Origin of the sequence: Immundisolibacter sp., from assembly GCF_041601295.1 — a bacterium.
Taxonomy (GTDB): domain Bacteria; phylum Pseudomonadota; class Gammaproteobacteria; order Immundisolibacterales; family Immundisolibacteraceae; genus Immundisolibacter.
Genome location: NZ_JBFIII010000086.1, coordinates 1 through 12,948, shown reverse-complemented (window position 1 = coordinate 12,948; position 12,948 = coordinate 1). Strand labels below are relative to the sequence as shown.

Annotated in this window: 9 protein-coding genes and 2 pseudogenes; all 11 read right to left on the bottom strand. The window is 61.3% G+C overall.

Annotated features, from left to right (window positions below; translation table 11 throughout):
• Window positions 1-562: pseudogene (locus ABZF37_RS11175) on the bottom strand (phenylacetate--CoA ligase family protein); the annotation flags it as partial.
• Entirely contained in the window at window positions 559-2,454 is a 1,896-nt protein-coding gene (locus ABZF37_RS11170) for an XrtA/PEP-CTERM system amidotransferase (RefSeq protein WP_372719901.1), read from the bottom strand. The pseudogene ABZF37_RS11175 and the gene ABZF37_RS11170, both read right to left, overlap by 4 nt.
• A gap of 17 nt (window positions 2,455-2,471) precedes the next feature.
• On the bottom strand, window positions 2,472-3,620 hold the full coding sequence (locus tag ABZF37_RS11165) for a TIGR03088 family PEP-CTERM/XrtA system glycosyltransferase (RefSeq protein WP_372719905.1): 1,149 nt from the start codon (window positions 3,618-3,620) through the stop codon (window positions 2,472-2,474).
• Between the two features lie 44 nt (window positions 3,621-3,664).
• Window positions 3,665-5,221, bottom strand: coding sequence for an exosortase A (gene xrtA, locus ABZF37_RS11160; RefSeq protein WP_372719899.1), 1,557 nt, complete (start codon window positions 5,219-5,221; stop codon window positions 3,665-3,667).
• Between the two features lie 23 nt (window positions 5,222-5,244).
• A complete protein-coding gene (locus ABZF37_RS11155; protein WP_372719897.1) occupies window positions 5,245-6,501 on the bottom strand; it encodes a TIGR03087 family PEP-CTERM/XrtA system glycosyltransferase in 1,257 nt (418 codons plus the stop codon).
• A 25-nt stretch (window positions 6,502-6,526) separates the two neighbouring features.
• A complete protein-coding gene (locus tag ABZF37_RS11150; RefSeq protein WP_372719895.1) occupies window positions 6,527-7,549 on the bottom strand; it encodes a FemAB family XrtA/PEP-CTERM system-associated protein in 1,023 nt (340 codons plus the stop codon).
• A 2-nt stretch (window positions 7,550-7,551) separates the two neighbouring features.
• On the bottom strand, window positions 7,552-8,427 hold the full coding sequence (locus ABZF37_RS11145) for an XrtA system polysaccharide deacetylase (protein WP_372719893.1): 876 nt from the start codon (window positions 8,425-8,427) through the stop codon (window positions 7,552-7,554).
• Between the two features lie 90 nt (window positions 8,428-8,517).
• Window positions 8,518-9,603 carry an XrtA/PEP-CTERM system-associated ATPase gene (locus tag ABZF37_RS11140; protein ID WP_372719891.1) on the bottom strand — a complete coding sequence of 362 codons (1,086 nt, stop codon included), beginning with the start codon at window positions 9,601-9,603 and terminating at the stop codon, window positions 8,518-8,520.
• A gap of 6 nt (window positions 9,604-9,609) precedes the next feature.
• The gene (locus ABZF37_RS11135; protein WP_372719903.1) at window positions 9,610-11,055 is read right to left on the bottom strand and encodes a TIGR03016 family PEP-CTERM system-associated outer membrane protein; all 1,446 of its coding nucleotides are present in this window, start codon (window positions 11,053-11,055) and stop codon (window positions 9,610-9,612) included.
• Window positions 11,056-11,060: 5 nt separating this feature from the next.
• Entirely contained in the window at window positions 11,061-12,023 is a 963-nt protein-coding gene (locus ABZF37_RS11130) for an XrtA-associated tyrosine autokinase (protein WP_372719889.1), read from the bottom strand.
• Between the two features lie 10 nt (window positions 12,024-12,033).
• Window positions 12,034-12,948: pseudogene (locus ABZF37_RS11125) on the bottom strand (chain length-determining protein); the annotation flags it as partial.

Sequence of the window (12,948 nt, the reverse complement as noted above, 5' to 3'; positions counted from 1 at the left end):
GGTTGAACGCCGATAACAGCACCTGGTTCAGGAAATAACGGTCCTTGAACGCGCGCAGGCGGCTTTGTTTGGACAACTCGATCGGCGAACCCCAAAAATCAATCTGACGTTGGCCCGGCAACACGCCGAACCAGCTGCGCGGGCGCAGCTTGTGGGGGTTTTGGCGTGCCTCTTTGACAAGGTCGGTCTGGAATACCTGCGGCGAGCCGCTGGAACCACCGGTGTTGGCCCGCAAACGCGGTGGATGCCCGGATTCGGCAAGCAGCGCATCGCCCCCGCTACGGATGGTGTCACGCTCCAGGGGTGGAAACTCCCGCAGCGCCTGCGCGCCCGAGGCAGCCGCATCCTTGATTCCCGCCTGTGCGAACAGCGCTCGATAATAGGGCACCTGCGTTTGGCAGTGCGCCAGCAGGCGACACAACTTGCGCAAACGTAGCGCCTCCAGACGCGGGGCGTCCCAGACTTCGCTGGCCTTCAGGTCAGAGTAATGCCGCAGCGTCTCGCGCCCACGCAGGCGCTCGTGCAGCGGCAGCCACAGGCGGCGGACAAGAAACTCGTTCACGCGCCGGCAGCCTCGCTGCGGCGCAGGAAGGCCTCGAACATCAGCAGTGTCCACAGTGGCGTGCCGTGGTCGCGGCGCCCCGACTGGTGCTCGTCCACCAGCCGGGCCAGGCGATCCATGTCGAACAAACCGCTGCCAGCGAGGTGCTCACCGAGCACGGCGCCGCGCACCCGCTCGCGCAAAGGGCCACGAAACCACCGGTCAATAGGTACCGCAAAGCCCATCTTGGGGCGGTACAGAACGTCCCGCGGCAGGTGATTCTCGAGCGCCTGCTTGAACACTGCCTTGCCCTCGCCGCCGCTCACCTTGAGTGCCGACGGCAGGCCGGCAGCCCACTCGACGAACGGATGATCCAGGATCGGCACCCGCACTTCGAGTGCGTGGGCCATGCTGGCTCGGTCCACCTTGGTCAGGATGTCGCCCGGAAGATAGGTCTTGAAATCGAGGTATTGCACGCGCCGCAGCGGATCGTTGGCATCGGACAGCCGATCGTGCCGGCGCAGCACCTCGATGGCGCGATAGTCCTGCAAATCGCGCCGAAAGGCCGCGCTGTACAGGCTCGCACGCAGGTCGTCACCAATCACCGCCACGCTGTCGAAATATCCCTCCAGACTGTCCCGCGCCAGGCTCTGGAACGTGGCCTTGGCGCGCAGGAAGCGCGGCGCCCAGTTGGCTTTCGGGTACAGCCTACCCAGGGCGCCGAACAACGGCCGTCGCACGGCTAGTGGCAACCGCCGGCGCAGGTGCTCTTCCTGCAAATGCCAGCGGTAACGCCGGTAACCACCGAAGGACTCGTCCCCGCCGTCCCCGGACAGGGCCACGGTGACATGCCGACGGGCCAGCTGACAAACGCGATACGTCGGAATGGCCGAACTGTCCGCGAACGGCTCATCGTAAATGTCGGCCAGCGTATCGAGCAGGTCGAAGTCGTCCGCGTCCACGCGCTCGCTATGGTGGCGCGTACCGTAGCGCTGGGCAATGTCGTTGGCGTAGGCCGATTCATCATAAGCGGCTTCGCCAAAGGCCATGGAGCAGGTGTCAACGGGCGCGCCGGAAAGACCCGCCATCATGGCCACCACGGCGCTCGAATCCACGCCGCCGGACAGGAATGCGCCCAGCGGCACCTCAGCGATCATGCGAATGCGCACCGCCTCGCGCAGGCGCTCGATAAGCTCGGCGCCAACGTCGGCGCTCACCGGTCGCGGGTCCAGCGGCAGATCCCAGAACTGACGCGGCGCGGGCACCGGCTCGCCGCGGCGCACTGTCAGGGTATGGCCCGGCGGCAGCTTCAGAGCGGCCTTGTAGATGGTGCGCGGCTCCGGCACGTAGCCGAAACCGAAATAATCTTCCACCGCCAGTGGGTCGATCTGGCGCGGCAGTTGTGGACACGTGGTCAGCGCCTTCAGCTCTGACCCGAACAGCAGCGTTCCGTCCGCCAGAGGCGCGTAGTACAGCGGCTTGATGCCCAGGCGATCGCGCGCCAGCAGCAGTTGCCGGCGCGGGCGGTCCCACAGGGCGAAGGCGAACATGCCCCGGAAGTGATTGACGCACGCCTCGCCCCAGGCGGCGTAGGCGTACAGGATGACTTCCGTGTCGCAGTGGGTGCGAAAGCGGTAGCCGAGCGCGCGCAGCTCGTCCGCCAGCTCGGCGAAGTTATAGATCTCGCCGTTGTAGACCAGTACCAGGTTGTCGTCGGCGCTGGTCATCGGCTGCTGTCCGGTCGCAAGATCGATGATCGACAGGCGCCGGTGACCCAGACCCAAGCCCGGTTCCAGGTGCAAGCCACCCTCGTCCGGCCCGCGGTGATGCTGGCGTTCGTTCATGCGATCGAGCAAGGCGCGGTCTATCGGCCGCTCGCCGCGAGTGTCGAAAATGCCAACCAGTCCGCACATATCCTGCTTCTATCCGATCATTGCAAATCGGCCCGGCGTTTTCCGCGCTGGGCCAGCAGACGGTCATAAATGTCCTGGTAAGCCGCTGCCATCTCTTCCAGTGCAAACTCGTTTACGGCGCGCTCGCGACCGGCTTGACCTTCGCGCTCGCGGCGCCGGGGATCATCGGTGTAGGCGATAAGTGCCTCGGCCAGCGCGGGCGGATCGTTTGGCGGTACCAGGGCTCCGGTGATACCAGGCTCGACCAGCTCGACGTTGCCGCCGACCGCGGTCGCCAGCACCGGCAAGCCACTTGCCATCGCCTCCAGGACGGTATTCGAAATACCCTCCGCCAGGGACGGCAGCACGAACAGATCCAGCCCTCGCAGCAAAACGGCTATGTCGTCCCGGCTACCAGCCAGCCACACCAGATCCGCCATCTGCGCATCGCGCAAAACCTGCTCGATCGGTGCCCGCAACCGACCGTCGCCCACCACCACCAGTCGCAAGCGCGCTCGCAGGTCTGGTCGCCGCTCCACGGCCAGCACGAAAGCCCGCGCCAGGCTGAGTTGATCCTTGATCGGCTCCAAGCGACCGACTGTCCCGACCAGAACATGCTGCGGTTGGACAAACGGGCCGACCGACGTGGGCGACTGTGCGGCGGCACGCGGGTGGAAATGCACCGTATCAACACCGTTATAAATCTGGCTGATTCGTTGCCGCGGAACCCCCACGCCGGTGATCAGATACTCCTGCAACTGCCTGGACAGCGCGATGTAATGGTTCACGTATGGCCGCATCAGCCACCGCCAGCGGCGATAGCGCACCGAGCGGCCATCCGGATCGTGCGTGTCCCAACCGTGCTCGCCGTGCACCCGCAGGGGCACTCCGGCAGCCATCGCTATTGGCTGGGCCTCCAGGGCCGCAAGGTTGCGTGTATGAACCAGCGCCGGGCGCAGTCGGCGCAATAAACGCCACAATTGCAGATGACTGCTCAGCCCACGGCCAGCCGGTTTGTGCAGGGCGTAAAACGGGACATCGGTGCGCCGCAGGCGCCGTTCGAAACCCGACAGCCCGGTCAGGCTGACCACGGCATGCCGGTAACGCGCCGACGGCAGTCGGTCCAGCAGGTTCAGCAGACCATTTTGCAGGCCGCCCATCTCGAAGCTATGCACCACGTGCAGCAACAACGGCACGGCACCGGGCACCGGCTGCGCCACCCGCCAACGGGTCACTGCGCCGCGGCCTGCCGATACGCGTTGGCAAGCTCCTGGTCTAGGACGGGCCATGCATCGGCCAGGAAGGCTTGCAGCGAACCGCGCGAATGCTGCTCGTCCCTGTCGACAGGGACATAAACCACCACTCGCGCAGCGTCGTCACCGCGACCCACCAGGCGCCCCAGCGCCGCCCGTAACTTGACGGTTGTCGCCGACAGGGTGGTTCCTTGCGGTGTCCAGTACCAGCTCCACGCCAACATCCTGGACCCGGGCTTATGGATCAGCGTTTCGTGTACCTCCACCGTCCCATGTGCCAGGCGAATGCGCCGGTGACCGTGATCGATTTCCCCCCAGGCACCCATGCCGCGACCGACCAGCGTGTTGCGCCAGGACACCAACTCCGAATCCTGGGACTGGTTGTTGTAGTAGGCAATGGCCAACCCCACCGGCCCATCACCGCCCAGGTAGACCTGCGTCAGAAATGCACGTGGCCCCTCGAAATGCGGCAGCCAATCCGTGATGGGCAAGTCCGACCAGCGCCGATCTGAAATTTGCGGCGGCTCCAGAACCGGCGCGGTGTGATCGTTGTGCGCTTCCATCCACGACACGGCCAGCGGCCACACCGCCACCATGGCCAGACCAAGCATCCACACCGACAAAGCCTTGGGTAAGCGTAGATGCTGAGCAGGAGCACGACTCGTCGGCACTGCGGACGCTGCGGACTGCGGTATTGACTGACGTGGCCCATCCTCGCGCCAAACAGCGCCGATCAAAAACAGCGCCAGCATGACCACGGTGAAAAACACCCATCCATAGATCAGGTGATCCACCCCGACGGCCAGGCGCATCCCCGACAGATGACCCAGCATGATCACGCCAACCGCGCGCAGGCCATTCGCTACAACAGGCACGATCAGGGATATCACGACAAACGCCCCTTGCCGCCAACGACTGCGATACATCAGGTGGGCATAGAGCACTCCCAGCACCAGGGACGCGATCACATAACGCAAGCCACTGCAGACCTCCGCCACGCGCCAGTTGCCGCTCGGCAAGGCTAGATCGTAACCCTCGCGGTAAATCGGCACCCCCAGCAAGCGAATCCCCGCCACCGTGAAATGGGTCGTAAAGTCCTGCAAGGGGATGATGAGGAAATCGCCGAAGGGCACGGCAAACACCAAAAAAACCAACGGAAACGCGGCGCGGCGCAGGGGCACATTGCCCACGACCAACCAGACGCTGCCAAGCAGCATCCCGTACAGCGCAAAATGCTGAAACGCCTGAACAGCGCCAAGGCTGCCGACCGACCACAGGACTCCGGCCGCACCAAGCGGCAGCAGCGCCCATGGCTGCACGCCAGGGGCTGCCTGCGCCAGATAGTGGCGGCGTTGCCACAACAGGTAGATGGCAATCGGCACCACCAGCACGCCATGCGCGTAGGTTTCGGAGCGCCACCAGATGGCACCGATGCCGAGCACCGTCTCGCCAAACGCCAGGAGCACCACAACCATCGTAACGGCCAGCAGACCGCCCGCGATCCGCCAGTCGTAGCTGACCAATCGCTTCCCCAAGGCGTTTGCCTGCGTTTCAACGTTCACATCGCCCCCGCCGGCTGACCGGGCCTGATAACACTCTTGCCGTTATCGGCTGGTTCCGGGCATTCCAACAGGCGATCAAGCACCTGCAGACAATTGTCCCAGGCGTAATCACGCACCACGGCGCGCCGTGCAGCCTGGCCCGCTGCGGCCGCGCCTGAAGTCAGGAGGTCAACCACCTGTTGCCTGAATTGCTGGGGGTCGGCGGCAACCCGCACGTCCTCTGGCACACGTACTGAAAGGCCTTCCAAGGCTTGCGGACTCGCGATTACCGGCCGAGCCATGGCCATCGCCTCAAGCACCTTGTTCTGAATACCTCGCGCCAGCCGCAGGGGCGCAACGGCGACACCAGCGTGCGCCAGGTAGGGCCGCACGTCGGCAACCCCCCCGGTAACGATAACGCCAGGATGCCGTGCCAACTGGCGAACCGCGCGTGCCGGATCGCGGCCAACGATAAAGAACCTGGCCTCCGGCAAACATTGCAGCACGCGAGGCAACACGGCGTCGGCAAACCAACACACCGCGTCCACGTTCGGCCAGTAATCCATGGCCCCGGTAAACACCATGCACCGCCCCCCGCTCCCCTGATAAGGATCCGGGTAAGCAATGGCCGGATCGAAGTGATCCGTATCGACCCCGTTGGACATGGCCCTTACCCGCGACGCCACCTCCGGTGCCAGGGCACGGAATACCTGCGCTTCCTGCTCCGATACCAGTAGCGTTGCGGAAAACTCGCCGGCCGCGCGACGCTCGGCGACCAGCAAGCGAATGGCCTCGCGCCGGTACAGGGCCGCGGCTGGCCAGCGCCGCGCGAGCGCGTACTGACGCCATTTCTCGGAATCGACATCCACCAGATCGAGCACCCGTCGCAACTGCGCAGCGCCACTCAGGTACTGGGCCATGGACGATGAAAAAACCACCGCCCGGCGCACCGGCCGTTCGCGCAGCAAAGTCGACACCCAGCCTGCAACCCGCTTATCGCGATAGTACGCTTCCGTCAACGGCCTGCCGTCGAGCAGACCGGCGAGGCTACGCAACAGAGCCCACCGCGGACGCAGCCTGGCGGCGCACACCTGGCCACCGCATAGCCCACGCAGCATCGGCACGTGCTGCTCATCCTCCGGAGTATCCACAAAGGTGCCCAAATGGACTCGATACCTCTGTGCCAGATGCCGCAAGATGTGGAAAGAGCGGATCTTGTCGCCCTTGTTCGGCGGGTACGGCAGGCGATGCGCAAGGAAAAGAATTTCTTCCATAAAGGACCGCCCACAGACCCGGCGGTCAGCCCAGGCTGCGCGACAAATAGGGACCCAGGATATTGGCTACAGGCAAGGGCAGTCGCTGCCATAGCTTGATGAGGCGCTGATAGCGGGGATTCTGAGGATTGTTCTGCGGCACCGACCGCGCCCGAATCAGTTTGCACTCGTAATGTAGCGGCTGCGGCTCAAAACCCCAGTTCTTCTTGAAACTGTAAGACCCGCTGTCGAGCCTGCTGCGACCAAAGTCGTACCTGCGACAACCCTGCTCAGCGGCGCGACGCATCACTTCCCAGTACATGAAGTCGTACGCTGCGTACTCCCGGGCCGACCCAAAGCCGCCACCGTAGTAAGGCAACACCTGGTCCCGAAAGAAAAAACTCATGACGCTGGCCACCGTTTCCCCGTGGTGACTCACTGTCAGTACCTGGCAGTCCCCGCCGAATACCTGACGCACCGTATCGAAATAGCGACGTCCGAACACTGGCGTACCGAGGCGATGCACATTCCAGGAATAGGCAGAAAAGAACCGATCGTTACCCGCGTCGAGTTCACTCACCAGCCCCGCCTTCATGCCCTGGCGCACCATCCGCCGCTGTTTGCGGGGTATCGCTTCCATGTTGACGTCGGGGTCGGCGTCGATCTGTTTGCAAAACGTGACGTACCCGCTCCTGGTTGGCCAGTGGGGATGCCGCGGCGCCAGATTGCGGTACTCAAGGTGTCCGACCCGCAGTGATTGCGCGAGCTCCTGGGCCGCTTGATCCAGCGCCAGACCCGCGGACTCGCTACTGACCGCTAATCCGCCGTAAACACAAAACGGCAGAGATACCAAGGAACTGCCAAACAGCACGCTGCGCACCTCGGCCAGCGGCAGCACCCCTTCGATCCGTCCGTTGGAAAGCGCACACAAGAAATGTGTCCGCAATCCAAACGCCTGCTCCAGCACCCGCTTCCAGCCGCTACGATGAAAAAACGTCGCTTCCGGACAGCCCTCTACGAACGCATCCCACGGCTCCAACAATTCGTCATCAAGGCGCTTGATTTCCATCCTCAGCGCCTGACCTGCACCATCGGCGGCAGGTTCTCGGGCTGCGCTATTTCACGCGAAAACACCTGGTCCATTCGAGCCCATGAAAAGTCGTGCAGCAACGCCTTCAGCCGCGACTCGGTTCGATGCAGGTTGATGTAGTGCCTGAAACGGGCGCGCCAGGGCAGGCCAGCCACCCTGGGTTGTTCTGAATCAATCTCCCACGGATGCATGTAGAAAACGCACGCTGTCTTGTCGCGTTCCTGTACCCGGCGCAACAAGCGCCGACTCAGGGCGTAAGGCAGCAAACGAAAATATCCCCCACCGGAGGCCGGAACATTCATCCTGGCGACCCGGGCCGTCGTCATCGGCAGTTCCACAAACCGCGCGTCGGCAAGCGGCCTGTACGCCTGCCGGGGCGCATCGGGCGCGCCGTAGTGATCGTGCCGAACCGGATAGACGCTGGAGCTGTACCGATAACCGGCTTCGATCAAGGCCGCGTAGGCCCAGTCCATCTCGGGCCGTAACGAAAATGATGGCGCCCGATAACCGTCCACGGACACGCCGCCGAGATCCTGCAACACGCCCCGGGCCTCCTGAATATCCTGGCTAAACGCCTTCGCGCCGAGGTCGGTGACCCGGTCGTGGGCCATGCCATGACTTGCCAGTTCATGGCCGCGGGCAACTATTCGGCCAATCAGCTTTGGACATCTGCGGGCAACCCAGCCCAACACAAAAAAAGTCCCCTTGGCAGACGCGGCGTCCAGAATATCCAAACACCGCTCGGTGTTCGCCTCAACGCGGCTGGGGTGACTGGCCCAGGCCGCTTTGCTCACGCGCGAGGCGAGCGCCGCAACCTGGAAATGCTCCTCGACGTCGACGGAAAATACATGCTGCATAAAGTAACGGTACACCCAGTCGCTATCGCGGAAATGACCGCCCTTCCACCTTTGCCGAATCGGCACCGGCCACCCCGGGCCATGCCAAATTCAGTCCTCTGACTGCGGCCGCGCCCGCTCGGGCGCATCCTTGAGTCCGTCGCCTCGTGACGCGCTCTGCGACCCACTGTTACCGCCAGAATCCCACCGCTGCGCCAACTCCCTCACCGAACGATAGGCGGCCAACACATAGCGTTCCAGCCGGATGCCCTGAGTCGTTAATCGATCCAGAGCATCGAGTACATCCAGCTGCCGCATCGCCGAGTCGTCCGCGCCCAGCGAATCGCCTCTCGGAACCGCGGACGCACTACCGGTTTGCGGCGCGCCGAACTCCGCCACCATATCGTCCGCAACCAGCGACACGACATCACGGCCAAACTCGTCGAGTTCCTCAAGATAGCCCATCAGAAACAGGCGATCACAAAAAACGTTTATTCGCCGAGGCACCCCCCCCGTTTGAACGAATAATTCCGCGAATGCATCGTTCGTGAATCTGGGCCGCCCGGACCACCCCGTCACCGCAAGCCGGTGCTCGATATAGGCGCGACTATCGGCTTCGTCCAGCGGCCCCAGATGGTAGGCGGCAATCACCCGCTGCTGTAACTGGAGCATATCGGCACTTTTCAGTATTTCTCTGAACTCCGGTTGCCCGACCAGAAAACTTTGCAACAGGGGCTTCGCGTCCTGCTGCAAATTCGACAGCATCCGCAGCTCCTCCAGCGCTGATTTACTTAGGTTCTGAACCTCATCAACCACCAGCAATGCACGCTTGCCGGCCCTGGACATCTCGAGAAGAAATCGCTCCAGATTTCCGAGCAGGGCCGTTTTTGAAAGGCCGGCGTACGGGACCTTGAACGCGCCCGCCACGGTTTGCAGCAGATCTACCCCCTCCAGCTGGGTGCTGACGATGTTCGCCGTAATTATTGGTTTTGTTCGCAGCGAGGACAACAGGCCCTGCACCAGCGTCGTCTTACCTGCGCCCACCTCTCCGGTAACAACGATAAAACCCTCGCCGGATTGCACGCCATACTCGAGGTACGACATCGCCCGCTTATGGGATTTACTCGGATAAAAGAACCGTGAATCCGGGCTAAGTGCGAATGGCTTGCCAGTCAGTCCGTAATAGGACTCGTACATAAAATACTAGAACGTCTTTGTCAAGCTGGCCGACACAGTATTCCCGCTAAAATCAGAGCCGCCGGCGCTAGAGTCTCGTTTCTGGTAGCTATAGTTCATGGAGGCATGAATATCCGACCCCAAGTCACGCTGCATACCTGCCCGAAGAAACCAGCGATCGTCCTCCCTGACCGGTATTACCTGAAGCTTGTATTTGAGCCAGCCACTGCCCACATTAAGGCTTGTCAGCGGGCTGATCTTCCAATTCCACCCGACGGTTACACCCGAGCTTTCATCGCCCGGGCCACTGGAATCCTGAAATTTTCTCGTACGGTCAAAGGTAGACAGGGTAAGTGTGCTCTTTGGCAAAGTGTAGGCGACGGAACCGGTCAGGGACTCGAGAAGATAGGTTCCATTTCTGACACCTATATCTATTCCGAACGCTACAGCTTGCTCCGGAGTACAGTCCGGAATTTCCGGCGGGCAAATAAGAAAAATCCCGCCAAACTGCTGCTGCCGAATGGTCGTTATCGTCTCATCGTATGCCGCCGTGACAACCCACTTGCGCGCTGTGTGTGTCAGGGAGAACGAGGAGGTGTCGCCATAGAAGCGCTTGCCAAAACTTGCGTTCATTGTCGTTCTTACGCTGGGCGTAAAACCGACTCCAACATTCCAGTAACTGCCCCCAGTGTCGCCCAGCGAACCCTTGTAGCGATTGGTCTCATTACCTATTACATAAAAAACGTTTAACTTTCTTGTCAGATTGTAACCAACAGTTGCCGAATATCGTTCGAACTGTGACCTGTCATCAGATTCCAAATAGCGAATATCGCTATCGGTATAGTCCATGGCCCAGAAAAAAGTATCGAATAACGAGCCGCTTTGCACGTTCGCCCGGATGTTCTTACCCGAACTGTCGTTGGCAGCCTCCCCGTCGAACGAAACACGGTCAATCTGGTACTCCAGCGTCGAATTAGCTACCCGTCCGAAACGATGCAGCCACCGTGGACCGATACGCCAACTTGTGGTTGAAGTCAGGTTGTCGCGCTGCAAGCCTGAATCAATATTTGAGGTACCCAAAGGCGATGTCAGCTGGTCGCGCTTGATAACCAGCGCATCGATGAACAATTCCCGCTCAATCAACTCCACAAGCGCGTTTCCGTGCATCCGATGACGAATCGAATTGTGGCTGTCTTCCGCGTAATAACGGCTTCCAAGCGAGTAATCAAAATCCGCTTCAAGGCGTGCTGCCTGTCTGGACAAACTAAACCCGGGGTCGACCGACGTTATCCAGCCCCCGGAGGAATTGTTCGAACTGATGCCTCCATCCGAGTACGTTTCACTCACCGATATGCGAGGCTCCACGTCAAACAACCGCAGACTGCCACCTTCGGCCCAGGCACTTGAGCAGAATACAAGACTGCCCAACAATGCGGCACCCCAGCGATTGACTCCGACCCACGGGCTACCCATAACTATCATTGTCTACCGTACTTTCCGTCCAGGTAATAGCCCATCGCGTAATTCATTCCCGGTATTCCGGCAGCCTTGTTGAGCACCGGGATAACAATGTCGCAAACATCGAGCATCTTCACAACCCGCGACACCGCCGCTCGGGGCGTTTTTCCAGCTTGTACCGTGAGCACGATCTGGCCCATATGACGTGCCAACACGCTGGATTCGCTGGTGGAGAGCATCGGCGGAGAGTCAAACAGGACAAGGCGGTCTGGATAGCGAGTACTCAACTCATCCACCAGTTGCGCCATGGCGGCGCTGGCCAAAAGCTCGGTGGAACGGCCATGGCTGCGTCCGGCACCAAGGACCACCAGATTGGGCACATTGGTCCTGACGAGAAAATCTGAAATATCTCGGCCCGGATGTTCTAAAAGGTCAATCAAACCCCGGTCCACCGTTAGCCCGGTCCGGGCCGCAATCGACGGTTTGACTACATCGGCATCGACCAACAGCACCGTTCTTTGCAGTTCAGTCGCGATCGATAATGCAAGGTTGACCGCCGTATAGGTTTTCCCTTCGCCTGGCAGGGCACTGGTGACCATGACTACATTTCTGCGGTCCACCCGATGCCCGGACTCACCGAATGCATTGGCCAGAATTGGCCGCTTCAGTATTCTGAACTCTTCCGCCAAGACGCTGCGCCCGTCCCCGGGAACAAGAAACCCTTGACGGCGCATCAGCGCCAGGTTCAGCGCATTGGGACGAGACGATGACCCGCGCGCGGCGGAGTCATCGGATTCCAGGCCAGACCGCGTATCGTCCCCCGCAGCGACCTCCGGTTGGTGAGCAGGTGAGGTTCCCGCAACGTCACCGTGCAACTGAGCCGCGTCCTTATCAAGGACTCCCGGGTCTTTGTCTGGCGCCCCTGCGGTGTCATTTGGCTTCTCGCCCGCACCACGCTGCATGGCGCGCTCAATGATGCTCATGTCGTACTCCTCACCTGAGTATGTTCAGGGCTAGTGCGGCACCATAGGCACCGAACAAGGCCAGGCTGGCGAACGAATACGAGGCGATTGATCGACGCCGTAACCGTTGGTTCGACTCGGTTACGTGCGTGGACACGGTGATGACCTCCGGACGACCGGTCAGGTCCTCCAACAGACGGGTCGAATCGATTGTTGGCCGGAGCTGGGCCAACACGAATGCGGTGCCCAATCCCGATCCGATCGCCAACAGCAGGAGCGCGCTGGTCAACATCAAACGGTTCGGAGCCGCAGGAGATATCGGTACAGTAGGTGGGTCTATGATTCGGAATTCCACCGCAGTTGTCTTGTTTTCCACATCCTGAGAAATACTGGCTTTTTCCCGGGTAGCCAATAACTCGTCATAATTCGTTTTCAGAATCTGATGGTCACGCGCCAGCGCGGAATACTCCCGCTCTATCGCCGGAACCTGATCCACCGCCTCCGCCATTTTTTTGTAGCGTGCAGCATACGCTGCAACGCGGGTTTCCAGCGCTGCAACCCGTGCCTCGGCTTCGGCCCGGGCAATACTCATTTGCTCAGCGAACATCCCCGCTGATTGGGCGCCAGCAGCCATATCTGGCCCCCTGGGCTCACGTGCCTTAAGCGTTTCGATAAGGCGACGCGTGGCAACGACATCCGGGTGTTCGTCCTGATAACGCAACAGAAGCGAATCCAGATTCTTCTCCAGGACCAGAATTCGCTGCGCCAGTTCCGGATCGGCGTTCATTCCACTGTTCTGGGAGAACAGCAGGAGTGGCTCATTGCCTTCCGTTTGCCGCTGGTAGGTATTCAACTGGCCACGCGCTTCCTGCAACTGCAACTGGGCTTGCTCAAGAGCCGCTCGCGCTGCCTCGCGTCGGCCGTAGTAATCGCGCCCTTCGTTCCC